Here is a 23,575-nt window from a genome sequence, read left to right on the forward strand (position 1 = left end):
TCGCGTGGCCCGCAAGACTACTTCCGACGATTCCGAGGACGTTCATTCGGCGTCGAACCAACAGCCTCCCCTGGCCGCGGCGCAAGCCGCAGCGATAGCAATCGAACACCTCGTGGAACTGACTTCGAAACACGTGCAGGGCGTCACCTGCATGGAACCGACGGAGGATGGCTGGCTGGTGGAGATCGAGGTGCTCGAGGATCGTCGCATCCCATCGTCGGCGGACATCCTAGCGCTCTACGAGGCGGAGATTGATCTCGACGGGAATCTGCTGGCCTACCGCAGAATAAGGCGCTATGGGCGCGGCAACACCGACGTCGGCGGAAACGAGCGGCAATGACGGTGGTCGGAGGTGGATCTTCCGTCCCGCAGCCCTACGGAGGCGGGCATCAGTCCACGAACCTCGCCGACATCCTGGAGCGGGTCCTCGACAAGGGCTTGGTGATCGCGGGCGACATCCAGGTGAACCTGCTCGACATCGAACTGCTCACGATCAAGCTGCGTTTGGTGATCGCGTCCCTGGAGACGGCGAAGGCGGTGGGCATCGACTGGTGGGAGACCGACCCATGGCTCAACAGCAAGGCCCGCACCCTGGAACGGCAGGATCGGGATCTCGAACTCGAGAACCGGGAACTTCGGGACCGGATCGCCCAACTGGAGGCGACGAATGAACGCCGTCAACTCATCGAGCGCGGCCGCGAGCCCAAGGAAGAACGATCGTGACCGCTGGTCTCGGGGTCTGGCTGTACGCGGTGACCTCCAGCCGCGTAGCGGAACCGAGCGAGCTGACCGGAGTCTCGGGCGAGCCGGTGCGGGCGGTGGTCTCGGACGATCTGACGGCAGTCGTCGGCTCGGTGCCGTTAGAGGTTTTCGGGGAGCAACCTCTCCACAGGCACTTGGAGGATCTCGACTGGTTGGAGGCGACAGCCCGGGCGCACGACGCCGTCGTGTCGGCCTTGGTGCGCCGAGGCCCCACCGTCCCGCTGCGACTGGCCACCGTCTTCCGCGACGACAACCGGGTGCGCGAGCTGCTCGACGAGCGGCAAGCGGACTTCGGTGCGGCTCTGGCCCTGGTGAGCGGCCGCACCGAGTGGGGCGTGAAAGCCTACGGCGATCGCGCCGCCCTGACCGCTGCCGTGGCCGAGGCCCGGGCCGCGAACGAAGGCGGTGCAACGGGGGCCGGGGCCGCGTATCTGGCCCGGCGCCGCGCGCAACTGTCCGCGCAGGACAGCGTGGAACGCGACGCGGCAGAGCAGGCCGAGGAGATCCACACGCGCTTGGTTCACCACGCCGCGGCCGGACGCCGGCAGGCGCTGACCGATCCAGTGGTGAGTGGCCGCCGGGACTGGATGGTGCTCAACGGGACATACCTCGTGGACGACGATCGCACCGACGACTTCACCGCGACCGTCACGATGCTCGGTGCCGAATTCCCTGGTGTCCGGCTCGAACTCACCGGCCCGTGGCCGCCGTATTCGTTTGCAGGCGTGGAACGAGAACCGGGATGAGCCAGGTCGGCCACAATGTCGACGACGGGCGCCGCGTCGCGCTGGTCGACCTGCTGGATCGGGTACTGGCCGGTGGGGTGGTGATTTCCGGCGATGTCAAACTCGCCATCGCGGACGTCGACCTGGTCCAAGTCTCGTTGCGAGCCCTCATCTCCTCGATCAGCACGCTGTCGGCGCCGGTCGGGACCTCTCGCGGTGTGCTGGAACCGCCCGGCGATGACTGAATTCGGCGGTATCCCACCGCGTATCGACACCGAACCGGAATCCGTCGAGCGCGGGCTGGTCACCCTCGTCCTCACCCTGGTGGAACTACTGCGGCAACTGATGGAGCGGCAAGCACTACGCCGCGTCGACGCAGGCGACCTCACCGACACCCAGATCGAACGCATCGGCACCACCCTGATGCTGCTCGAACAACGCATGGACGAACTACGGGACCACTTCGGACTCACCCCAGAAGACCTCAACATCGACCTCGGTCCTCTCGGCACCCTTCTCCCGCGTGATCCGACCGACCGCTGACGCCAGTGGGCTTCATGATCAACGGCACAACGCTGCGGTTTCGCTCAGGGCCTTCCAGCACGTGCCGTTGATCATGAATCGAGGCCCTGCGGCCACATTCCCTGAACAGAGCTGATCGGCGCAACCATCGGACTGATCCCGCCAATGACCCGACCCCCAAACAGGAGTCAACCCTAAAGTCACCATCTGCAACGTTCCGCAACCTGTCCACAAGTCAGTCGGCGCGCCTCGTGGACGCCCGGGACAACGATATGCGCGGCGTGGACGTTGGGGATGTGCGTCAGGGGAGATGCATCAGCTGTCGAGCAAGGCCGAACAGGCGGCTGCCGAGCTTGATGACGGGAAGCCCCAGCGGAATCAGGAGGATCGTCGCGCACAACACCGCACCAAGGATCCACACCACGGCCGCGAGCAACGCGACTACCGTGCCGAGCACGGCCGTCACGATCCCCAACACCACATTGAGCAGGCCCTGTATCGCTCGCATGACGACCTTTCTGTTTTCCATTCTGCGCTCTTTCACTCGATGCGCCCCTGCACGCACCTCGTTGGCGTGGAAAGCCGCCGGAGTTCGGCGAAAATCTCGTGGCACGGGAGGTCAAGAGCATCGGGTCTACCTGGATGCCCTCGGCGTCGTAGAGCGGTCCTACCGAGTTGACGGTGCTGGCGCGAACGGGGTCGGGCCGCAGATGATCAATTCGACAGTGTTGCGGGGTGGGTGGATAACGATATTGAGCTAGCTCTGACCCCGCGTCGACTACCTCTGACGCTGAGGGTGCTCAGACGACAGCGGTGAACGCGGCCGGATCGTAGCGCGAGCGCTATCCAAAGGTCAGTAGTAATGCCGTCGGCCGCCGACGGCGCGACCCGTCGACCCCAACAGCAGTAACACGAGCCCGATGACGAGCACCACGATCCCGATCGTCCAGAGGATCGGGATGCCAAATATAAACCCAAGGATAAGAAGGATGATTCCGAGAACGATCATGGCCAGCTACCTAGTTTCACTGCTGCATTCGAAGGGCCCGAGAAACCCTCCCGTGCTCCTATACGATTGTGGGCGCAATGTCGGCACCAGTCACTACGCCTACCCCGTGGCCATGGGAAGAACAATCATGATGATCAACCCGAGGTCCTGCATATTCCAGTAGACGCCTCGAGACCAGGGATGTACACACCTGTTTTATCGAATTCGCAGCTCGCCAGTTGTGGCGGTGTGTTCGGGTTCGGCTGCACTGCGCACAGATCAGCCTGCTATGCGTTCACGGTATGCTCAGTGTGGCTCAAATAGTCGGCTTCGCGGCCTGCCCATCGAGCTTCCGGATCAGTAGATCGCTGATGGTGTCGGTGAGCTTGTCGATGCTTTTCGACCGACCAGCGACCGTACGCCCCTTGCCGCCGACGGACATTATTACTCCGCCGCAGTCGCATACCCCCCGCGGACCCACGCTATGAACGAAGACACCGACCCAGCCCCAAGCGAGGGCCCCCGCACCGCCGACGGGGCGGAGCAGGGCCACAGCGACCTGGTCGCGCAACCCCACACCACCGACGAGGGCGGGCCGATCATCGCCGCGGAAGCTGCGGCCGCGCAGGCAAGTACGACGCAGAATCCGCTGGGTAAGCCGGGGCGACGATTCGATCCGCGATCGCCGTTCATGGTCGGCTTGACAGGCGCGGCGGGAGTGGCGGTGACCTACGCAGCGATCCAGGCGGTACTCGCCGCGAGTCAAGTGCTGGTACTGATCACCGTCGCATTGTTCCTGGCGATAGGTCTCGAACCTGTCGTGTCGTGGCTGGTTCGACCATGGTTCCCGCGATGGGCCGCAGTGGCCGCAGTGTTCGTGGTGGCGATCGGCCTGCTGGCAGGGTTCCTTGCGGCCGCGATACCTCCGCTGGTCAACCAAAGCAGCACGCTGGTTCACAACGCTCCGGATTACGTCGACCATCTTGCGCAACGATATCCACTCATCGAAGCGCTCGACACTCGCTTCCATCTCCAGGACCGACTCCAGGAAGGGCTCGGGTCCGATCCCTCGAAGTTGGCCGGGGGTGTCCTCGGTGCGGGTCGGATCGTCTTCAGCATTGTCAGTGGCACAGTGATCGTCGCGGTGTTGACCGGCTATTTCATGGCCAATTTCGCGCAGGTTCGCGCGTCGATCTACCGGCTGTTTCCGCGCTCCCGCCGCCCACGGGCGATCCTGATCGGCGACGAGATCTTCGTGAAGGTCGGCGGCTACATTCTGGGGAATTTGGTTATTTCGGTGATCACCGCGGTTTTGACCTTCATTTGGCTGTTGATCTTCGATGTGCCGTACCCGCTGTTGCTGGCCGTGCTGGTCGCTGTCCTCGACTTGATTCCTGTGGTGGGCTCTACTCTGGCGGGGATTATCGTGGCCCTGGTCGCGCTCACCGTGTCGGTGCCCGTCACCGTGGCTACCATCATTTTCTTTATCGTTCTGCGGTTGTTCGAGGACTACGTACTCGTGCCCAGAATCATCGGCAGAACGGTGCGGGTGCCGGCGATCGTGACGGTGGTGTCGGTTCTGGTCGGTGGCGCGTTGCTCGGGATTGTCGGTGCGCTACTCGCCATCCCGGTCGCTGCCGCGGTGCTGCTGATCGTCGAAGAAACGGTGTTGCCGTCTTTGGACGAGCGTTAGCTGTTCGGGTTCGGCTCAATGCGGCGCGTCCGGTGCAGGCCGACACGGCTATGGCCGATACCGCCTCGAGCGAGGAGGTATCGGTGAAATATGCTGGTGGACAACAGGAATCGGTGCACGTCGAGCGGATGACCTCGCCAGGGTCACCCGCTCGCGATCGACGCTGGCGGGCGTCGAGTCAGTGACGGAAGGCGTCCTTGACCTTCTCGCCCGCATCCTTCAGGTCGGACTTGGCCTGATCGACCTTGCCCTCGTGCTTCTTGTCCTTGTCGTCGGTGGCCGCGCCGAACTTTTCTTTGGCCTTACCGGCGACCTTTTCGGCCTTGTTCTTTGCCTTGTCTACACCGCTCATGGTGCGAGCCCCTTTCTTCGAAGGTGCCCGGCCTGCGATTTCCAGCCGGTCCTCTTGCGGATAGCCCGCATTCGCGCCACCAAACAACGGTGCAGAGGCGACGCCCGACTGATGGCGGGAGCTTGCCGGCTTCCTAGCCGCGGCTGCTCGCGCGAACCCGACTACATCTTGCTGTATCGGGCCATGGCGAAGCTGTAGACGCCGTAGGTGATGATCCCCAGGCCGGACAATATGAGGAGGACAACTCCGTAGGGTTGAGCCCCCACGGTTTTGAAGGCGCCGTCGAGTCCGGCGGCTTTGCCCGGATCGGAGCGGTTCACGGCAAGGATCACCAGCAACCCGACCGCGGCGATGGCCAGCCCTTTCGCGATGTATCCGACCGTGCCCAGCCTGCGCACGAGGTCGCTGGTGGTGCCCTCGAGGTCTTCGAGGAAGTTCTGGCTCACTCCTTTGTAGACGTGGTAGCCGCCGATCGCGATGATGAACAGCCCGCCTGCGACGAGGACAATCGTGCCCGCGGTGGTATGCATCATGCGGGCCGTGATCCCCGCACTTTGGCCGCTGCTGGACTCGCCGCGGCCGCGGGTGAATCCGAACGCGGAGACTGCGAAGGCGAAATAGACTACTGCCAGGGCAAACGCCTTGACGCGTTCGATCGCTTCGGACTTCTTGCTGTCGGCGCCAGGTTTGGACGAGCTGCCGATCGCCGCTTCGGCGAGCCGCCACAGCGCCATCACCACAAACGCGACGACGCCGCCCCACAGGGCGACGACGCCACCCGGTTTGCCGGCCAGTTCCGACATGGCCCCGGATTGGTCGGCGGTACCGGCGCCGCCGAGGGCGATCCTGATGGCGATGTAGCCGATGATCAGGTGCACGATGCCGCTCACGACGAAGCCTGTGCGGGCGAATCGTTCGAAGATGCTGTTCTGGACCAGCTGGCCTGCCGTGGACGACGAGTTGTCATTGGACGCCGACGACGATGCGCCGGAGGACATCGGGGACGGGTTGTTGTCAGGCATGGTGCCTGCCTCGTATTGGTAGTGGTAGTGAAAGCTCCGCCGGGGTGCGGCGGGCGGTATGCGGGGGTGGAGCGCGGTCCCGAGGCTGATTGTCGGGCGGGCTCCTTCTCGGGAATCGGTGAACACAGGGTGTCCTTCGAGTGGCCTTGCCGCGCTGTCAGCGTAGCAAGGCCACTCCCGCCGCCGGCAGCTCTTGACAGGATCAGCCCGTGCATCCGATCGTTCATTTTCCCAGCTCGGGGGTGGTGAAGTGGCGTCAGCGACAGGCACGGGCGGAGGAGGTCGCCGCCCGCAGCCGCGCGGCTAAGGCGGAAGCTGAGGTCAAGGCGGCGCAGGCCGAACAGCTTGCCCAGCAGGCGCAAGTGCATCGCAGCGAAGCGGCGGATTCGCGAACCGAGCTGGACAAGGAGTGGGAACGCGCGGACAAGGTCGATCCGGACTCGAAGTCGAGTGAGACGCAGCAACGGGCTGATCCTGAGCAGCCGTCGCGCACCCTGACATTGATCCCGAGATTTCTCCGGCTGTCGGGGGGTCGGGAATATGCGCACCGATGTAGTCGCGACCGCCGTGTTGTGTTCAACGGTCGGGTCGGCGTCTGAAGGTGTGTCGGATTTGTATGACCCTGCATGTCCGTCAGGTCTGGACGGCGGCCGTGTACGCCGATGGCGTGGCAGGCGTCAGGCTATCGGGATGGGTTGCCCCCTCCGCGGAGTTGAGGCGACCGGGTGGCTCGCCGTCGGCGAAAGCGGTGTCACTTCGGCTCGGATTCGCGGGCCTGGTTCTGGGCTCTGAGTGCGCCGCTGTGACAACTCGTCGGTGGCTTCGGTTTCCGAGTAGTCGCAACTGGAGATCCTCGATTGGTCCTCCGAATACCGGGTAGGCGCCAGCTATGGAACTACTTGTGATCATCGGTATCGCGTTGCTCGTCGGTGCAGTAGTGCTGTACCGCAAGCTCTCGGGCAAGGCGGGGACACGTCCCTGTCTACCGGCAACCCCTCGGCCAACGACGAGAGAACCGACGGGAGATCTCCATGAGTCAGCAAGTTGGTGACTACGTCCTGCAACGATTGCGCGAATGGGGTGTGCACCAGGTTTTCGGATACCCCGGTGATGGCATCAACGGTTTGGTCGCCGCGTTCGGTCGCGCCGACAACAAACCCCAGTTCATCCAAGCCAGGCATGAGGAAATGGCGGCCTTCCAGGCCACCGGCTACGCCAAGTTCAGCGGCTGCGTCGGCGTCTGCATGGCCACCTCCGGACCCGGCGCGATCCATCTGCTCAATGGTCTCTACGATGCCAAACTCGACCATGTTCCTGTCGTCGCGATCGTCGGCCAGACTGCACGTAGCGCAATGGGCGGTAGCTACCAGCAGGAAGTCGACCTGCAGAGCCTGTTCAAGGACGTCGCGAGCGACTATCTGGTCGAGGTGAACGTCTCGAGTCAGCTGCCCAACGCGCTGGATCGAGCCTTCCGCACCGCGATGTTCCGGCGCGCGCCAACCACCGTGATCATTCCCGCAGATCTGCAAGAAGAACCATACGAAGCACCGACCCATGACTTCAAACAAGTGCCGTCGAGCCCACCGCCGATCTTCGCGCCGGCTGCGGTCACCGCACCCCGTGCCGAGATCCAGCGCGCCGCTGACATCGTCGACTCCGGCTCCAAGGTCGCGATCCTCGTCGGTCAGGGTGCGCGCGGCGCGGCAAACGAAGTCGTAGAGTGCGCCGAACTCACTGGGGCGGGCGTGGCAAAAGCACTGCTCGGCAAGGATGTCCTGTCCGACGATCTACCCTTCGTCACCGGTTCGATCGGTCTGCTCGGCACTAGGCCGAGCTACGAATTGATGCGCGACTGCGACACCCTGCTCATCGTCGGCTCGAATTTTCCTTACACGCAGTTCATGCCAGAGTTCGGACAGGCCCGCACAGTGCAGATCGACATCGACGGCACCATGATCGGGATGCGCTATCCGACCGAGGCAAATCTGGTCGGCGACGCGAAAGCGACACTGGCCGAACTGAATTCGATGATCGCCCGCAAGAACGACCGGTCCTGGCGGGAACGGATCGAAATGAACGTGGCGCGGTGGTGGGACACCGTCGAGCGGCAGTCGATGCTCACTGCCAAGCCAGTCAATCCGATGCGGGTGGTGTGGGAGTTGTCCCAGCAGATCCCGGACGATGCCATCGTCACCGCCGACTCGGGGTCCTCCACCAACTGGTACGCCCGCTGCCTACGCATGCGTGGACAGATGCGGGGATCACTGTCAGGAACCTTGGCGACCATGGGCCCCGGCGTTCCGTATGCCATCGGCGCGAAATTCGCACATCCGGATCGGCCGGTCATCGCCTTGGTCGGTGATGGAGCCATGCAGATGAACGGCCTGGCCGAATTGCTCACCATCGGGCGCTACTGCTCTCAGTGGACCGATCCACGGCTTGTCGTCTGTGTCTTCCACAACAATGACCTCAACCAGGTCACCTGGGAGCTGCGAGCGATGGGCGGCGCACCGAAGTTCGAAGAATCCCAGTCACTTCCGGAGGTGTCCTACGCCGATCTGGCGCGCGGTATGGGTATGTCCTCGATCGCGGTCGACAACCCCGACGATCTGGCCGAGGCATGGAAGCATGCTTTGAGCGCGGACCGGCCGACCCTGCTCGATGTTCGCTGCGACCCCGAGGTGCCACCGATCCCGCCCCACGCGACGTTCGAGCAAATGAAAGATACCGCGGAGGCCGTCCTGCGCGGTGACCCCGGAGCCTGGCATCTCATGGCTCAGGGCGTTAAAACCAAAGCACAGGAATTCATTCCGCGTATGAGCGAAAGGAAGTCCTCATGACTACCGAAGAATATCAGGATGTCGTCGAGCTACTCACCGCGCAGCACGAACAGATCAAAGATCTCTTCGCCCAGTTGAAGTCGGGCAACGGCGACAAACAACAGCTGTTCACCGAACTTGTGCGGTTACTCGCGGTCCATGAAAGCGCGGAAGAAGAAGTGGTTCATCCCATTGCCGCCCGTGCCCAATTCGGGGCTGACCACTTGGTCGCCGAAAGACTGGAAGAAGAGAATGAGGCCAAACAAGCACTGGCAGAGCTATATTCGCTCGGGGTTGATCACCCGGACTTCGACACCGAACTGGCCGGGTTCGCCGAGGCGGTGACTGCACACGCTACTCACGAAGAGAACGAGGAGTTCTCACTGTTGCGCAGGCAGTACTCGGCAACCCAGCTGGAGCACATGGCCGGCTCTGTTCGTGCCGCCGAAGCGATCGCCCCGACCAGACCGCACCCGCACACGGGAGAATCGGCGTTGGCGAACCTGCTCACAGGTCCGCCCTTGGCATTGTTCGACCGGACTCGTGACGCGGTGCGAGAGTGGCATCGGAAATCCGACAAATGATAGGGAGCCGTCGCTTGCGGTGATACCGGTACTGCTGTTGACGGCCACCTGCTTGCGCGGCCTTCCTCCCGGCCTATTACGGCGTCGAGCTACGCCAGGCGTGCCAGGTGATTTCTGCCAAGCAGTCCAGCTGCCCGGCGGCGTCCCCGGCTCGGTTCATCTGGCTGACTGTTCTCCTCTGTGGATCGAGGTGCGTGCCTGCTCGGAGTTGATCGGCGTTTCACACTGGCGTCCAGTCTGGTTTCGGGCAGAGTGGAAAGCGTGAGCGCCTCCGATGCTGTGGGCATGGACTTGATCTACCGGGTCGAGATCGGCGAGCCGGGTACAGGTGGTGTGTGGTGGAAGGTCTCCAACGTCGGTAGTCCGCGCCAGGTTGTCGCAGCGCTGACCGAGCTGGCCGTGCGCGTCGAACGCGACATCAGGGCCGCGCTCGATAGCGGGCGCCGCCGGTATGGCTACGAGCTGGCCTGGTCGGATGGGGTGGTACTCGAGTCGTTTCGGGGCGAGGTCGAATCGGTGTTGATCCCGGGTGAACTACGCGGGCTCGCGGTCACCCTGGCCTCGTGCGACGACAGCCCGGGCTAGGGCACTGGGATCAATGAACTCGGCGCGCCGGGTGCGTACATGCGCCGTTGACGAGTCGGAGCTTGTGCCACAGTTCGGGACCTCCAGCGGTTCGATCAGCGCGCAGGTTGCCGATCCCGGCGTTGGTGGCGGTCAATGACACTGCGCTCTTCGCCTCACCGGCACGCAACCGCGTCAACCGATCCTCGGCGGAGGTCCCAAGTAACAGCACCTCACCGAAGTCGGATTCGCGTGCCAAATCGGCCGATAGGGCTGTCCAGAACGCCTCGGCGGGCAGGTCATGACCGGTGGGTGGGCTCCTGGTTTTACTGGCCGGAACGCCAGGTGCACACGGTGCGGTCGCCGATCGCCGCCGCCAGGATTGGGTGTTGCGTATCGACGGCGCCAGGACCGAGTGCACCATTGCTGGCTCGACGGTGTTGTCCTCGGGCAAGCCATGGTCCAGGCGCTTCTCCATTTCGTTGATTCCACGGTGCCATCGACGGACTGCCATTGCTGAGGCACGACGGCCTCTTGCACAGGGACTCGCGGCCGAGGGGCAGGGCCTTCTGAAGCCGAGCCGAAAGCCCTGGGGATCAGAGACTTTCGGCCTTCGCGGCGGACGGGCGTCGTTGCGCGATTCTGAAGTCCCCATCCGCATCGAAAGAATCGCGATGTCCGTCCTGAAGGCCGCGCTCTGCAAGGCCGGTGCCCGCGGTATCGGCGCGGCCATTGCACGCACGCTCCGGGGTTCAGGCCAGGGCGCAAAAATCACGGTTTGATAACAGTGCGCCTCGGGTAATCGGGACAACATGACCATGATGAATTCCCAGTCCGCCGAATTCGGTCTGGCACCCGCGCGGCTGTTCGTTCGCCGCACTCCGAGCGAGCCGGAATTCGAGCCAGACCTCCCCACCATGCAGGCGCTGGGATCGAGGGCGGACCGGGCAGGCTTTGCGGGGAACTGGCCGGCACTTGTGAGCTCGTGGCGGTCGGGACAGCGGCGGCACAGAGTCAGGAATGGATGATCTTGATACCGAAACACAGCGACATGGCGGCTAGTCGAGTCGAACAGGCAGTCTCGCAGCACTGCGATGTGCACGCATCGGGGGCCAGGGAGGATGGACTCGACTTCCAGGAGGTGGTACTGCCTGGGTCTGGTCTGGCTGTGCAGTGGCGGGACGCCGATGATCATTTCCGGATCCGCCACCCCGACGATCTTGACCGAGGCGATGCAGGACAAGCTGTTGTGGCGTCCGTGGCTGGGGCGCAGCGACATGGTCGTGGGCACATCGGGAACAGTGGAGACCGAACCGGATCACATGTGGTGGGTGGTATGGGGCGAGTATGTCGGCGCCGATGTCACGGTGACCCTGGCCGATCAGTCCCGCCCCGAAATCATGTTTTTCGGACGGTTGTGGCTTACCGAATGGTGCGGACCTGAGCAACTTGCAGTGGTGAGTACGGCAGGGCGCCAGAGCGAGGTCCGATTCGCTCCGCCCGCGTTTGTGACACCCCCGGTCGAGAGCGCATTGCTGGGCGAGTCAGGCGGCTGGGCACATGTGGAAACCCCCGCGAGCTTCCACGACCCTGCTGTTACCTCGCAGACTGAACGCAGCTGAGTCTGCGTTCACGACAGCGGGCACCGTCAACGGCATATGCCGTGGCGTCGGCTGGGCAGTCTGCACCGACCGGGATGTCGGTCGGCGGGCGGCGTGCCGAAGTCTGGGTTTTCGTGTCGTCATCCGATGCGCTCCCGACCCGAAGGACGGCCCGGACGGGAGCATCGTCGGATGGCTTGGCGGCCGGTTGAGAACTCTGTGATGTGACAGTACGGCCGACAGTCCCTCACCGGTATGCAGCGACGCGATGAGGGAGACGTTGGTTGAGCTCGGCACGATCAGTGCCGGGAAATAATCCTCGAGGCTATCGCGCCGCGACCTGACGGCCTATCCGAAACGCTCATCTCGACTGTGCCGCTGATTCAGCCGGTGTGCTGCGAACTCAACGGGGCGGCAATGCTTTCCAGAGAGCGGCCCTCGGCTCGCACGCCGAGGATCAGCTCGACGACTCCACCGAGCATCATCATCGCCGCGCCGATGGTGAAGGCCAGCGCGGTGCGGGCGGGGTCGCCGTCACCTGTGAGCTCTGCGAAGACCAGCGGTCCCGCGATACCGCCCACGGCAGTGCCCACGGCAAAGAAAAAGGCAATGGCCATGGCCCTGGTCTCCATCGGGAAAATCTCGCTGACCGTGAGATATGCGGAACTGGCGCCGCACGAGGCCACGAACAGAACCACGGTCCAGCACACCGTGAGTGTGACCGCGGTGAGATCGCCGCGCACCAGCAGTATCGCGGTGAGCAGCAACAGGACTCCCGATCCCAGGTACGAGCCCGCGATCATGGGTTTGCGGCCGATGGTGTCGAAGTAGCGGCCGAGCAACAGCGGCCCGAAGAAGCTGCCCAGGCACATGAGGGCGTAGTAGTAGCCGGTGCGGTCGCTGGGCACGTCGAATGATTCGCCGAGGATGACCGCGAAATTGAAGGTGACCGCGTTGTAGAGGAACGCCTGCCCGACGAACAGCGCCAGCCCGAGGGTGCTGCTGCGCGGGTACTTGCGGATCATGACCGAGGTGATCTCGCCGAACCCGGTGGAGCGGCGCTGGCGGATCTCGATGGTCTGCTCGACAGCCGGCAGATCGGTGCCGGTCTCCCGGCGTACTTGTTCCTCCACCCTCTCGACCAGGTCCTCGGATTGGCGGTCGCGGCCGTGGATGAACATCCATCGCGGGCTCTCCGGCACGTGGCGCCGCACCACCAGCACCATCAAGCCGAAGATCACGCCGATCCCGAACATCAAGCGCCAGCCGATGTTCGGCGCGAACAATTGCGGATTCAGCGCGGCCACCGAGAGCAGCGCGCCGCCGGACGCGCCCAGCCAGTAGGTGCCGTTGATGACGATGTCGATGCGGCCGCGGTACTTGCTCGGAATCAGTTCGTCGATCGCGGAATTGATGGCCGCGTACTCGCCACCGATGCCGAGCCCGGTGAAAAACCGGAACAGCACGAACCACCACAGCGAGAAGGAGAACGCGGTCATGGCGGTGGCCACCAGATACACCACCAGCGTGATGATGAACAGCCGTTTGCGGCCGTAGCGGTCGGTCAGCCAGCCGAACAGCAGGGCACCGACACACGCCCCCGCCACATACATGGCCGCCGCCAGCCCGGACACCTGCGCCGAGGAGATGGCCAGGCCGCTGTCGGGCTCGGATAGTTTCGCCGCGATATTGCCGACGACGGTGACCTCGAAACCGTCGACGATCCACACCGACCCCAGCCCGACCACGATCATCCAATGCCAGCGCGCCCACGGGAGCCGATCGAGCCGGGCCGGGATCCGCGTGCGAACCGTGGTCATTCCGATGTTCTTCCCGATTCCTGGCTCGGGAAACCCAGGCGCGTCAACTCGCCCGCGTGCGTCCGCTCCCGAACGGTTTTCTCCCCGCGCCGACGGCAGCCACAGGGCCGCAGGTGTCCCAAGGTGCTTTTTTAGTTCCGCTGCGCTACGTCCGCCGTCGTCCTGTACACCGAGCCACGGGCCATCTGCCGCGTTGATATTCAATTCGAGCAACCCGTACTGCCCGGCGTCGGCAGCGGGCACATCTCAGCGCGGTCGAGGCACGTGATCTACCCGCTCGTCCGCGAGCTGGCTGCTGATGGGCTCGGCGGGCACCACGGTGAAAACGGTGTTCCCGGCGCCGGGGCCCATTGGACGATGGCTCTCGCGCCGCGTCGGCCGCGGTGGTGGCCGGAGACGATCGCGAAGGTCGAGTCGCAAGCAACGAACCCCGGACGGCAAGTACTACATTGTCGCGCCGGAGCCGGATGTCCGTGTGCCTGTGAACAAGTCGTATGCGGACAAGCCTGAGATCTTGACTCTGCCCAAAGACGCGAAGGGCCAGTACTACGTGGCTGGGGCCGGTGGACGGGCATGACATGTTGCGACCCCTCGCAGGGGAGATGAGGACCTGTCCACTGCGGACGAGCATACGGCCCCAGCTGCATCCGGTTTTCCCTACGCCATGGGCGATGTCCGCGGTGGACAGCCCAGCGACTGCGAAGCCAACTCATGCACTGTCGTGCGATTTCATCAGCAAATTCTCCAAGCTGACCATCTGGTCGGAGTACGTGCGGACGCCGATGACCGCCACGAACTCACGATCACCGGCACGCTGCTGGAGGGAACTCCAATAGTTGGCAAGAAACCAACCCGCACCGGAGGTGCCTCGCGGGCCCATACCCGCGCAAATTATCCAGTATCGGTCGGGGTGCAGATCCGGGCTCGGTCGTACCCGCGCGATGATGCCGATGTTGCGGTCGTCGCTCGATTCATACCGGCTTCCATCAGCCAGCTCCAGGTGCTCCAGGTAGGGAGCAGGACTGTCGCGGATGGTGAACAGCGGGCGCTCGACGCTTGCGAGATACACATGGGTGCAGTCGTTGCTGCTCAGTCCGAAACTGATGTACGGGCGGTCGCAGTGCGAGACGGTGTCGCGGTCGCTCTGGAAGTCGATCGGAATGTTGGTGTGGCGCTGAAGCAGGGAGAACACGTACATCAGTCCGCGAATATCGTTCTCCGTCAGCATGACCGGGACGTCGATGTGATGTCGGGTCGTGAACGCACTGGCCTTCCTCTCGAATATGCGCTGAAGGGGAATCTTCGCCGCCTGGAGTGCGTCCACAGACCGGCTCGTCAGCTCGAAGGTCGGGTATACCAATGTCGTGCCGTTAGCGACCATCTCAGGCCCGAGGAACGCCTCGAGCTCGATGTCGGTGGATGGCAGACCTACCTCGTGCGATCGAGTACCTGCTGGTGCGGAGTTGGCCATCTGAAACAATCCTTCGACCGTCCAGCCCGGGAACATCTTGGCGAGCACCCGGCAGTGATAGTCGCGGGGAAGCCCGATCATCCGGCCCGATAGCCACTGGTAGTACTGCGCCTTCGCCGGCCCATGCCCCGGGGGAATGATCGGGTCCAGCTGCGCGGCGCACCTATCGTATGCGGCCAGAAAATCCGGATGACTCTTGAGATGCCGCTCCGCCAGCAGCATCTTCAATACCGTCGCCAATGAAAACCCCCTTTGCCCCTGCAACCTCCGTCTATGGTGTGACGGATTCTGCGCTATCCGCTCAACCTCGACGCGACTGGGCCCGTCGGCAACACCCCACCGACGGCCCAGTCACGTCAGCCGTCAGACGTAGGTGTAGAAGACGCCGTTGCTGACTCCACCCGCTGTCGTCGCGGTGACCGACACAGTTCCTGTCCCTGCGGGGGCGACCGCCGTGAGCTGCGTAGCGGAGTTGACGGTGAAGACGGTCGCGGTGGTGCCGAACCGCACGGTGGGGGCGCCGGTGAACCCGGTACCGGTAATCGTGACACTGGTACCCCCGTCGTGGGACCCGAGGTTGGGGAGAGGAAGGTGATGGTAGGTATGGTGGTGCCTCCTTCGGCTCGGGTGGTGAGGGTTCCTCTGCACCGGGGGTGCCCCCGAATCTCATAGTGGCCCGGCTCTTTCCATTAACACCCCTGGACCGGCACCTGGGCAATGAGACGCCCGATCCGGTTTCGTCCGTTTTCGGATTGTCGCCGGGACGTTGCCGGTGGTGACGCTTCGGGCAGGCCGGCCCTGTCAGGCCTTGCCGCAGAGGCGTTTTCGTTGGTGCGGTGGCGCCGTCGGTGTGGCGGCGCCGGAGGTCGGTCGCCGATGACTTCGGTAACCGCGGAGCGAGCGGCGACCTCGCCGAGGGTCTGCATTGCAGACTCGAGCCCGAGGCTCGCGTCACCGTTCGCGCAAACCTGCCCGACCCAGCGCTCTGTAACGCGAAATAGCCCCGGCAGTGTCCAGCCCAGGAGGGCCTTCGTGTTACAGGAACAGTTCGGGCGGGTCCTCGAATTCGATGCCCAACTGGCGCGCATGCCTAACCATTTTCTGGTCCCACTCACGGTGTGCCCGTAACGCCATCCGGAACTCGCCCATCTGCTGGCTCTGCGAAATAGCGAGGTCGCTCAGTACCTTCGCGGCGTCTGAACGGATACAAACCGGACGAAAACGGACCGGGGATGCATTGCCGAAGTGCCGCCGCTGGTGGGTTACTGGGGATAAGCGGTTGTAACGGCTATGCCTGTGCTGCTGTGGGAGAGCCTTTTTCGCTAATCACTGGTTAGAAGGTAAAAAGATGCCACCTGTAATCACCTCGCTGACACCCTCGTCCGGCCCTGCAGCGGGTCTCAACTCGGTAATCATCACCGGCTCCGGATTCAGTGGTGTAGGTCCCTTGGCTGTCCGGTTCGGCACGACGGCAACGACATTCACCATCAACTCCAATACTCAGATCACCGCCATCGCTCCGCCTGGAACCGGCACGGTGAACGTCACCGTACAGGCACTGCTGGATGGCACGAGCAGCCCGCTGCCCTACACCTATGCTGGGGTTCCTACCTTGACCAGCATCAGTCCGGCTTCGGGGTCGGCGGCTGGTGGGACGACGGTCGTGCTGACCGGGACGAATCTGACGGGTGCGACCGCGGTGAGTTTCGGTGGTACCCCGGCGACTTCATTCACCGTGAACTCGTCGACGCAGATCACGGCGGTGGCGCCTGCCCATTCAGTCGGGACGGTGTTGGTCAAGGTCACCACAGCCGGCGGAACGAGCAACGGTGTTTCCTTCACCTATGTTGCGGTGCCGACACTGGCCGCCATCGCCCCGACCGCTGGTCCGGTGACCGGTGGGACGACGGTTGTGCTGACCGGGACGAATCTGACGGGTGCGACCGTGGTGAGTTTCGGTGGTACCCCGGCGACTTCGTTCACCGTCAACTCGTCGACGCAGATCACCGCCGTCGCCCCCGCAGGTGCGGCCGGAACGGTGTCGGTCACCGTCACGACGGCCGGCGGAACGAGCAACGGGGTCTCCTACACCTACGTCGCGGTGCCGACACTGACCGCCATCGCCCCGACCGCTGGTCCGGTGGCTGGCGGCACCACGGTTGTGCTCACCGGGACGAATCTGACGGGTGCGACCGTGGTGAGTTTCGGTGGCACGCCGGCGACTTCGTTCACGGTCAACTCGTCGACGCAGATCACGGCGGTGGCGCCCGCCCATTCAGTCGGGACGGTACTGGTCACCGTCACCACCGCGGGTGGAACCAGTAACGGCGTCGCGTTCACCTACGTTGCGGTGCCGACACTGACCACCATCGCCCCGACCGCTGGTCCGGTGACCGGTGGGACGACGGTCGTGCTGACCGGGACGAATCTGACGGGTGCGACCGTGGTGAGTTTCGGTGGCACGCCGGCGACTTCGTTCACGGTCAACTCGTCGACGCAGATCACGGCGGTGGCGCCCGCCCATTCAGTCGGGACGGTACTGGTCACCGTCACCACCGCGGGTGGAACCAGTAACGGCGTCGCGTTCACCTACGTTGCGGTGCCGACACTGACCACCATCGCCCCGACCGCTGGTCCGGTGACCGGTGGGACGACGGTCGTGCTGACCGGGACGAATCTGACGGGTGCGACCGTGGTGAGTTTCGGTGGCACGCCGGCGACGTCGTTCGTCGTGAACTCCGCAACGCAGATCACCGCTGTCGCCCCCGCAGGTGCGGCCGGGACGGTGGCGGTCACGGTCACCACCGCGGGAGGGACCAGTAACGGGGTCTCCTACACCTACGTCGCGGTGCCGACACTGGCCGCCATCGCCCCGAATGCCGGTCCGGTGACCGGTGGGACGACGGTCGTACTGACCGGCACGGCCCTGACCGGAGCGACCGCAGTGAGTTTCGGTGCTACACCGGCGACGTCGTTCGTCGTGGACTCCGCCACGCAGATCACTGCCGTCGCCCCCGCAGGTGCGGCCGGGACGGTGTCGGTCACGGTCACCACCGCGGGTGGCACCAGTAACGGGGTCTCCTTCACCTACGTTGCGGTGCCGACACTGGCGGCCATCGCCCCGAACGCTGGTCCGGTGACCGGTGGGACGACGGTCGTACTGACCGGAACAGCCCTGACCGGAGCGACCGCAGTGAGTTTCGGTGGCACACCGGCGACGTCGTTCGTCGTGGACTCCGCCACGCAGATCACTGCCGTCGCCCCCGCAGGTGCGGCCGGAACGGTGTCGGTCACGGTCACCACCACGGGTGGAACCAGCAACGGTGTTTCGTACACCTACGTCGCGGTGCCCACCCTAACCACAATTGCCCCGAACGCTGCTCCGGTGACCGGCGGCACCACGGTTGTGCTCACCGGCACGAACCTGACCGGTGCGACCGCGGTGAGTTTCGGTGGCACACCGGCGACGTCGTTCGTCGTGGACTCCGCCACGCAGATCACTGCCGTCGCCCCCGCAGGTGCGGCCGGAACGGTGTCGGTCACGGTCACCACCGCGGGGGGCACCAGTAACGGCGTTTCCTACACCTACGTCGTGGTGCCCACCCTCACTGCCATCGCCCCGAACGCCGGTACGGTGGCAGGCGGGACGACGGTTGTGCTCACCGGAACAGGTCTGACCGGTGCGACCGTGGTGAGTTTCGGTGGCACACCGGCGACGTCGTTCACGATCGACTCGTCGACGCAGATCACCGCCGTCGCCCCCGCAGGCACGGCCGGAACGGTGGCGGTCACGGTCACCACCGCGGGAGGGACCAGTAACGGGGTCTCTTACACCTACGTTGCGGTGCCGACGCTGACCACGGTGGTGCCCAACGTGGGTTCGGTGACCGGTGGGACCACGGTTGTGCTGACCGGAACAGCCCTGACCGGTGCGACCGCGGTGAGTTTCGGTGGCACACCGGCGACTTCGTTTGTCGTGGACTCCGCCACGCAGATCACTGCGGTCACCCCTGCCGGTGCGGCCGGGACGATACTGGTCACCGTCACCACCGCGGGAGGAACCAGTAACGGGGTCTCTTACACCTACGTTGCGGTGCCCACCCTCATCACGGTGGTGCCCAACGTGGGTTCGGTGACCGGTGGGACCACGGTCGTGCTGACCGGAACAGCCCTGACCGGTGCGACCGCGGTGAATTTCGGTGGCACACCGGCGACTTCGTTTGTCGTGGACTCCGCCACGCAGATCACCGCCGTCGCCCCCGCAGGTGCGGCGGGGACGATACTGGTCACCGTCACCACCGCGGGAGGAACCAGTAACGGCGTTTCCTACACCTACGTCGTGGTTCCCACCCTCACTGCCATCGCCCCGAACGCCGGTCCGGTGGCAGGCGGGACGACGGTTGTGCTGACCGGAACAGCCCTGACGGGTGCGACCGCGGTGAGTTTCGGTGCTACGCCGGCAACCTCGTTCGTCGTGGACTCCGACACCCAGATCACTGCGGTCACCCCTGCCGGGTCGGCTGGGACGATACTGGTCACGGTCACCACCGCGGGAGGGACCAGTAACGGGGTCTCCTTCACCTACATTGCGGTGCCCACTCTGACTGCCATCGCCCCGAACGCCGGTCCGGTGGCAGGCGGGACGACGGTTGTGCTTACCGGAACAGGTCTGACGGGTGCGACCGTGGTGAGTTTCGGTGCTACGCCGGCAACCTCGTTCGTCGTGGACTCCGACACCCAGATCACTGCCGTCGCCCCCGCAGGTGCGGCCGGAACGGTGTCGGTCACGGTCACCACCGTGGGTGGCACAAGTAACGGTGTCTCTTACACCTACGTTGCGGTGCCCACCCTCATCACGGTGGTGCCCAACGTGGGTTCGGTGACCGGCGGCACCACGGTTGTGCTCACCGGCACGAACCTGACCGGAGCGACCGCGGTGAATTTCGGTGGCACACCAGCGACGTCGTTCGTCGTGGACTCCGCCACGCAGATCACCGCCGTCGCCCCCGCAGGTGCGGCTGGGACGATACTGGTCACGGTCACCACCGTGGGTGGCACAAGTAACGGTGTCTCTTACACCTATGTTGCGGTGCCGACGCTGACTACGGTGGTGCCCAACGTGGGTTCGGTGACCGGTGGGACCACAGTTGTGCTCACCGGCACGAACCTCACGGGTGCGACCGCGGTGAGTTTCGGTGGCACACCGGCGACTTCGTTCACGATCGACTCGTCGACGCAGATCACCGCCGTCGTCCCCGCAGGCACGGCTGGGACGATACTGGTCACCGTCACCACCGCGGGTGGAACCAGCAACGGTGTTTCCTTCACCTACGTTGCGGTGCCCACCCTCACCACCATCGCCCCGAACGCCGGTCCGGTGGCAGGCGGGACGACGGTCGTACTAACCGGCACAGCCCTGACCGGTGCGACCGTGGTGAGTTTCGGTGGCACACCGGCGACTTCGTTCGTCGTGGACTCCGACACCCAGATCACTGCGGTCACCCCTGCCGGGTCGGCTGGGACGATACTGGTCACCGTCACCACCACGGGTGGCACCAGCAACGGTGTCGCCTACACCTACGCGACGGTGCCGACGCTGACCACGGTGGTGCCCAACGTGGGTTCGGTGACCGGCGGCACCACGGTTGTGCTCACCGGCACGAACCTGACCGGTGCGACCGCGGTGAGTTTCGGTGGCACACCGGCGACTTCGTTCGTCGTGGACTCCGCCACGCAGATCACCGCCGTCGCCCCCGCAGGTGCGGCCGGAACGGTGTCGGTCACGGTCACCACCGCGGGTGGCACCAGCAACGGGGTCTCCTACACCTACGTCGCGGTGCCCACCCTGACCACGGTGGTACCCAACGCCGGTCCGGTGGCAGGCGGGACCACGGTCACCATCACCGGGACGAATCTGACGGGTGCGACCGTGGTGAGTTTCGGTGGCACACCGGCGACGTCGTTCACGATCGACTCGTCGACGCAGATCACGGCCATCGTCCCCGCAGGCACGGCTGGGACGATACTGGTCACCGTCACCACAGCCGGTGGCACCAGTAACGGTGTTTCCTTCACCTACGTTGCGGTGCCCACTCTGACCACCATTGCCCCGAACGCCGGTCCGGTGGCAGGCGGGACGACGGTCGTCCTCACCGGAACAGGTCTGACCGGTGCGACCGTGGTGAGTTTCGGTGGCACACCGGCGACGTCGTTCACGATCGACTCGTCGACGCAGATCACCGCCGTCGCCCCCGCAGGCACGGCAGGGACGATACTGGTCACCGTCACCACAGCCGGTGGCACCAGCAACGGTGTCGCGTACACCTACGCGACGGTGCCGACGCTGACCACGGTGGTGCCCAACGCCGGTCCGGTAACCGGCGGGACCACGGTCACCATCACCGGGACGAATCTGACGGGTGCGACCGTGGTGAGTTTCGGTGGCACACCGGCGACGTCGTTCAGTGTCGACTCCGGCACCCAGATCACGGCCATCGCCCCAGCTGGGTCGGCTGGGACGATACTGGTCACGGTCACCACCGCGGGAGGGACCAGTAACGGTGTTTCCTTCACCTACGTTGCGGTGCCCACTCTGACCACCATTGCCCCGAACGCCGGTCCGGTGGCAGGCGGGACGACGGTCGTGCTCACCGGAACAGGTCTGACCGGTGCGACCGCGTTGAATTTCGGTGCTACGCCGGCAACCTCGTTCGTCGTGGACTCCGACACCCAGATCACTGCGGTCACCCCTGCCGGGTCGGCTGGGACGATACTGGTCACGGTCACCACCGCGGGAGGAACAGTCGACGGCGTCTCCTTCACCTACGCGGAGGTGCCCACCCTGAGCGCGGTCAGTCCGACTTCGGGCACGGCGGCTGGCGGGACCACGGTCACCATCACCGGGACGGCATTGACAGGTGCGACCGCGGTGAGTTTCGGTGGCACACCAGCGACTTCGTTCAGTGTCGACTCCGGCACCCAGATCACCGCCATCGCCCCCGCCGGCACGGTCGGAACGATACTGGTCACCGTCACCACCCCGGGAGGAACCAGCAACGGGGTCTCGTACACCTACCTCTGACGGCTGGTGTGGCTGGGCCGTCGGTGGGCAATTGCCTGCCGACGGCCCAATCGCGTTGCGGTCCGAGGTGTGGGGGCCACCATCCTGGACGACCATTGCCAGGGTGCTCGACAACCTCGGCTACGACGGCGCGATCGGCACCGTCGTCGCCACAGTGAAAAGCTTCGTCGATGGTGAACTGTCCGATGTGCAGCAAGCGGCAAACAAGACACACAATGCCAATGAGCCACCAGCCGAGGCGCCGATTGGTGACACCGGCCTTCGTCCGAAACCAGGAGCGTGAACAGCAATAGCCGGCACGTGGTGACTCGCCATGTCGCTGCCGCGGCAGCAACGCATCGACCTGCCCGGTCGAACACGATCTGCCGCTACTCGGGGCGGTATCGAGGTCTACCTCGGGCCCGTACCCTGTTCATCAACCGTGACGGCGGTTGCTCACGAATCTTAACGGGCGCGTTGCGGAGTCACGGATTTAGGCGGCACCAGCGGTTATAGTGTAATTATCGGGTTGCGGGAGGGGAGTCTGCCGATGTCCGACATGTCGAAAGTTGAGCTGTACGCGGCTATCCGCCAGGATCTTCGTGCCGGCCTATCCATGCGTGCCATCGAGCGCAAGCACAAGGTGGGGTGGCGTACGGTGGCCAGCGCGACGGAGTCGGTGTGGCCCGAGCCCCGTAAGGAGTATCCGCCGCGTCCACAGAAGCTGGATCCCTACAAGCCGTTCATCGACGATGTTCTGCGCGCCGATTTGGATGTGCCTCGAAGGCAACGTCACACGGCGACCCGGATCTATCACCGTTTGCTCGAGGAACACGGCATGAGAGACGTGTCGTATCAGCGAGTCAGTGCCTATGTCCGCGAACGCAAACCACAGCTACAGGCAGAACAGGTGACGGCCCGTCGCCGCTCCGAACGGCTCATCAAGGCCGCCGGGTTCCCTCGCTCTAAAACGTTGCGTGACTTCGATTTCGGTGCCAACCCCAGTGTCGACCCTGGCATGATCCACACTCTCGCTGAATGCGACTGGGTGAAGGAAGGGCTGCCGTTGTGTTTGATCGGTGACTCCGGCACTGGGAAATCCCATCTGCTCATCGCCTTGGGCACCGAGGCGGCGAAAGCCGGATACCGCGTCAGATACACCCTGGCTGCCAGGCTGGTCAACAAACTGATCGAAGCCGCCGATGGTAAACGGCTCACCAACACCATCGCCCGCTACAGCGGCGTCGACCTGCTCTGCATCGACGAACTCGGCTACACAGAGCTGGACAGCCGCGGCGCCGAATTGCTGTTCCAGGTATTGACCGAACGTGAGGAGAGGAAGTCGGTCGCGATCGTCTCCAACCGTAGCGTCGCCGGCTGGTCCCAAACCTTCACCGACGCTGGGCTCCGCGCCGCGATCATCGACCGACTTACCTTCGGCGGCAACATCATCGAGACCGGCACCCACAGCTATCGCGGGTCCCATGCCAAGGCAACCGAACCCACCGACAAACCCCGCTGACCTAGCGGCCACCCACACCCGATACGACCCTGTCCGCGCGCCGAAGGCGCGCGGACAGGGTCGAAATCCT

At 64.4% G+C, this 23,575-nt stretch carries 23 protein-coding genes; 14 read left to right on the forward strand and 9 right to left on the reverse strand.

Going from position 1 to position 23,575, the window contains the following annotated elements:
- The first annotated feature begins 4 nt into the window (after positions 1-4).
- The 5 genes from gvpO to OHA42_RS18330 are packed head-to-tail and all read left to right on the forward strand — an operon-like array spanning position 5 to position 2,030.
- The gene (gvpO, locus tag OHA42_RS18310; RefSeq protein WP_406238637.1) at positions 5-340 is read left to right on the forward strand and encodes a gas vesicle protein GvpO; all 336 of its coding nucleotides are present in this window, start codon (positions 5-7) and stop codon (positions 338-340) included.
- Positions 337-723, forward strand: coding sequence for a gas vesicle protein (locus OHA42_RS18315; protein ID WP_406238639.1), 387 nt, complete (start codon positions 337-339; stop codon positions 721-723). The genes gvpO and OHA42_RS18315 overlap by 4 nt, the downstream gene beginning before the upstream one ends.
- Positions 720-1,508 (forward strand): GvpL/GvpF family gas vesicle protein, encoded by a 789-nt coding sequence (locus OHA42_RS18320; RefSeq protein ID WP_406238641.1) that lies wholly within the window; start codon positions 720-722, stop codon positions 1,506-1,508. The genes OHA42_RS18315 and OHA42_RS18320 overlap by 4 nt, the downstream gene beginning before the upstream one ends.
- Positions 1,505-1,732 carry a gas vesicle protein gene (locus OHA42_RS18325; RefSeq protein WP_406238643.1) on the forward strand — a complete coding sequence of 76 codons (228 nt, stop codon included), beginning with the start codon at positions 1,505-1,507 and terminating at the stop codon, positions 1,730-1,732. Before OHA42_RS18320 ends, OHA42_RS18325 begins: the two co-directional genes overlap by 4 nt.
- The gene (locus OHA42_RS18330; protein WP_379080300.1) at positions 1,725-2,030 is read left to right on the forward strand and encodes a gas vesicle protein K; all 306 of its coding nucleotides are present in this window, start codon (positions 1,725-1,727) and stop codon (positions 2,028-2,030) included. Before OHA42_RS18325 ends, OHA42_RS18330 begins: the two co-directional genes overlap by 8 nt.
- A gap of 280 nt (positions 2,031-2,310) precedes the next feature.
- Here OHA42_RS18330 and OHA42_RS18335 read toward each other — a convergent pair whose 3' ends face one another.
- The 3 genes from OHA42_RS18335 to OHA42_RS18345 form a co-directional block, all read right to left on the reverse strand.
- Positions 2,311-2,517 (reverse strand): hypothetical protein, encoded by a 207-nt coding sequence (locus OHA42_RS18335; protein WP_406239455.1) that lies wholly within the window; start codon positions 2,515-2,517, stop codon positions 2,311-2,313.
- A 345-nt stretch (positions 2,518-2,862) separates the two neighbouring features.
- Positions 2,863-3,018, reverse strand: coding sequence for a DUF6131 family protein (locus OHA42_RS18340; protein WP_406238645.1), 156 nt, complete (start codon positions 3,016-3,018; stop codon positions 2,863-2,865).
- A gap of 295 nt (positions 3,019-3,313) precedes the next feature.
- Positions 3,314-3,439 carry a hypothetical protein gene (locus OHA42_RS18345; RefSeq protein ID WP_406238646.1) on the reverse strand — a complete coding sequence of 42 codons (126 nt, stop codon included), beginning with the start codon at positions 3,437-3,439 and terminating at the stop codon, positions 3,314-3,316.
- A 42-nt stretch (positions 3,440-3,481) separates the two neighbouring features.
- Between OHA42_RS18345 and OHA42_RS18350 the strand changes: the two genes are divergently transcribed.
- Positions 3,482-4,690 (forward strand): AI-2E family transporter, encoded by a 1,209-nt coding sequence (locus OHA42_RS18350; RefSeq protein ID WP_406238648.1) that lies wholly within the window; start codon positions 3,482-3,484, stop codon positions 4,688-4,690.
- Positions 4,691-4,868: 178 nt separating this feature from the next.
- Here OHA42_RS18350 and OHA42_RS18355 read toward each other — a convergent pair whose 3' ends face one another.
- On the reverse strand, positions 4,869-5,042 hold the full coding sequence (locus OHA42_RS18355; protein WP_406238650.1) for a CsbD family protein: 174 nt from the start codon (positions 5,040-5,042) through the stop codon (positions 4,869-4,871).
- A 161-nt stretch (positions 5,043-5,203) separates the two neighbouring features.
- Positions 5,204-6,040 (reverse strand): DUF1206 domain-containing protein, encoded by an 837-nt coding sequence (locus tag OHA42_RS18360; protein WP_406239457.1) that lies wholly within the window; start codon positions 6,038-6,040, stop codon positions 5,204-5,206.
- 233 nt (positions 6,041-6,273) lie between these two features.
- Between OHA42_RS18360 and OHA42_RS18365 the strand changes: the two genes are divergently transcribed.
- The 4 genes from OHA42_RS18365 (at position 6,274) to OHA42_RS18380 (ending at position 10,052) form a co-directional block, all read left to right on the forward strand.
- Positions 6,274-6,663 carry a hypothetical protein gene (locus OHA42_RS18365; protein ID WP_406238651.1) on the forward strand — a complete coding sequence of 130 codons (390 nt, stop codon included), beginning with the start codon at positions 6,274-6,276 and terminating at the stop codon, positions 6,661-6,663.
- Between the two features lie 432 nt (positions 6,664-7,095).
- Entirely contained in the window at positions 7,096-8,904 is a 1,809-nt protein-coding gene (locus OHA42_RS18370) for a thiamine pyrophosphate-requiring protein (protein ID WP_406238653.1), read from the forward strand.
- Positions 8,901-9,467, forward strand: a complete 567-nt coding sequence (locus tag OHA42_RS18375; protein WP_406238655.1) for a hemerythrin domain-containing protein — start codon at positions 8,901-8,903, stop codon at positions 9,465-9,467. Before OHA42_RS18370 ends, OHA42_RS18375 begins: the two co-directional genes overlap by 4 nt.
- A gap of 261 nt (positions 9,468-9,728) precedes the next feature.
- Positions 9,729-10,052 (forward strand): hypothetical protein, encoded by a 324-nt coding sequence (locus tag OHA42_RS18380; RefSeq protein ID WP_406238656.1) that lies wholly within the window; start codon positions 9,729-9,731, stop codon positions 10,050-10,052.
- A gap of 10 nt (positions 10,053-10,062) precedes the next feature.
- Here OHA42_RS18380 and OHA42_RS18385 read toward each other — a convergent pair whose 3' ends face one another.
- Positions 10,063-10,509 carry a hypothetical protein gene (locus OHA42_RS18385; RefSeq protein WP_406238658.1) on the reverse strand — a complete coding sequence of 149 codons (447 nt, stop codon included), beginning with the start codon at positions 10,507-10,509 and terminating at the stop codon, positions 10,063-10,065.
- Between the two features lie 709 nt (positions 10,510-11,218).
- On the opposite strand from OHA42_RS18385, the gene OHA42_RS18390 reads away from it, so the two are divergent.
- Positions 11,219-11,653 carry a hypothetical protein gene (locus OHA42_RS18390; RefSeq protein ID WP_406238660.1) on the forward strand — a complete coding sequence of 145 codons (435 nt, stop codon included), beginning with the start codon at positions 11,219-11,221 and terminating at the stop codon, positions 11,651-11,653.
- 362 nt (positions 11,654-12,015) lie between these two features.
- Here the strand turns inward: OHA42_RS18390 and OHA42_RS18395 are convergent, their stop codons facing one another.
- The 3 genes from OHA42_RS18395 to OHA42_RS18405 all read right to left on the reverse strand — a co-directional run bounded on the left by OHA42_RS18395 (position 12,016) and on the right by OHA42_RS18405 (position 15,571).
- Positions 12,016-13,452 carry an MFS transporter gene (locus OHA42_RS18395; RefSeq protein ID WP_406238662.1) on the reverse strand — a complete coding sequence of 479 codons (1,437 nt, stop codon included), beginning with the start codon at positions 13,450-13,452 and terminating at the stop codon, positions 12,016-12,018.
- A gap of 709 nt (positions 13,453-14,161) precedes the next feature.
- Positions 14,162-15,163, reverse strand: coding sequence for a hypothetical protein (locus OHA42_RS18400; RefSeq protein ID WP_406238664.1), 1,002 nt, complete (start codon positions 15,161-15,163; stop codon positions 14,162-14,164).
- Between the two features lie 123 nt (positions 15,164-15,286).
- Entirely contained in the window at positions 15,287-15,571 is a 285-nt protein-coding gene (locus tag OHA42_RS18405) for an IPT/TIG domain-containing protein (protein ID WP_406238666.1), read from the reverse strand.
- A 700-nt stretch (positions 15,572-16,271) separates the two neighbouring features.
- Between OHA42_RS18405 and OHA42_RS18410 the strand changes: the two genes are divergently transcribed.
- The 3 genes from OHA42_RS18410 (at position 16,272) to istB (ending at position 23,505) form a co-directional block, all read left to right on the forward strand.
- Positions 16,272-22,004, forward strand: coding sequence for an IPT/TIG domain-containing protein (locus tag OHA42_RS18410; RefSeq protein ID WP_406238668.1), 5,733 nt, complete (start codon positions 16,272-16,274; stop codon positions 22,002-22,004).
- 103 nt (positions 22,005-22,107) lie between these two features.
- Positions 22,108-22,287: a hypothetical protein gene (locus OHA42_RS18415; protein WP_406238669.1), complete on the forward strand. Its 180-nt coding sequence runs from the start codon at positions 22,108-22,110 to the stop codon at positions 22,285-22,287.
- A gap of 246 nt (positions 22,288-22,533) precedes the next feature.
- A complete protein-coding gene (gene istB / locus OHA42_RS18420; RefSeq protein ID WP_406238671.1) occupies positions 22,534-23,505 on the forward strand; it encodes an IS21-like element helper ATPase IstB in 972 nt (323 codons plus the stop codon).
- The last annotated feature ends 70 nt before the right edge of the window (positions 23,506-23,575 follow it).

Source organism: Nocardia sp. NBC_01009, assembly GCF_045208035.1.
Taxonomy (GTDB): domain Bacteria; phylum Actinomycetota; class Actinomycetes; order Mycobacteriales; family Mycobacteriaceae; genus Nocardia.

Excerpts from the sequence above, each read along its gene's own strand:
- OHA42_RS18315 (WP_406238639.1), top strand. The coding sequence starts at position 337 with ATGACGGTGGTCGGAGGTGGATCTTCCGTCCCGCAGCCCTACGGAGGC.
- OHA42_RS18350 (WP_406238648.1), top strand. The coding sequence starts at position 3,482 with ATGAACGAAGACACCGACCCAGCCCCAAGCGAGGGCCCCCGCACCGCC.
- OHA42_RS18410 (WP_406238668.1), top strand. The coding sequence starts at position 16,272 with ATGCCACCTGTAATCACCTCGCTGACACCCTCGTCCGGCCCTGCAGCG.
- OHA42_RS18325 (WP_406238643.1), top strand. The coding sequence starts at position 1,505 with ATGAGCCAGGTCGGCCACAATGTCGACGACGGGCGCCGCGTCGCGCTG.
- istB (WP_406238671.1), top strand. The coding sequence starts at position 22,534 with ATGTCCGACATGTCGAAAGTTGAGCTGTACGCGGCTATCCGCCAGGAT.
- OHA42_RS18395 (WP_406238662.1), bottom strand. The coding sequence starts at position 13,452 with ATGACCACGGTTCGCACGCGGATCCCGGCCCGGCTCGATCGGCTCCCG.
- OHA42_RS18330 (WP_379080300.1), top strand. The coding sequence starts at position 1,725 with ATGACTGAATTCGGCGGTATCCCACCGCGTATCGACACCGAACCGGAA.
- OHA42_RS18345 (WP_406238646.1), bottom strand. The coding sequence starts at position 3,439 with ATGTCCGTCGGCGGCAAGGGGCGTACGGTCGCTGGTCGGTCGAAAAGC.
- OHA42_RS18360 (WP_406239457.1), bottom strand. The coding sequence starts at position 6,040 with ATGTCCTCCGGCGCATCGTCGTCGGCGTCCAATGACAACTCGTCGTCC.
- OHA42_RS18375 (WP_406238655.1), top strand. The coding sequence starts at position 8,901 with ATGACTACCGAAGAATATCAGGATGTCGTCGAGCTACTCACCGCGCAG.
- OHA42_RS18370 (WP_406238653.1), top strand. The coding sequence starts at position 7,096 with ATGAGTCAGCAAGTTGGTGACTACGTCCTGCAACGATTGCGCGAATGG.
- OHA42_RS18335 (WP_406239455.1), bottom strand. The coding sequence starts at position 2,517 with ATGCGAGCGATACAGGGCCTGCTCAATGTGGTGTTGGGGATCGTGACG.
- OHA42_RS18340 (WP_406238645.1), bottom strand. The coding sequence starts at position 3,018 with ATGATCGTTCTCGGAATCATCCTTCTTATCCTTGGGTTTATATTTGGC.
- OHA42_RS18390 (WP_406238660.1), top strand. The coding sequence starts at position 11,219 with ATGATCATTTCCGGATCCGCCACCCCGACGATCTTGACCGAGGCGATG.
- OHA42_RS18355 (WP_406238650.1), bottom strand. The coding sequence starts at position 5,042 with ATGAGCGGTGTAGACAAGGCAAAGAACAAGGCCGAAAAGGTCGCCGGT.
- OHA42_RS18385 (WP_406238658.1), bottom strand. The coding sequence starts at position 10,509 with ATGGAGAAGCGCCTGGACCATGGCTTGCCCGAGGACAACACCGTCGAG.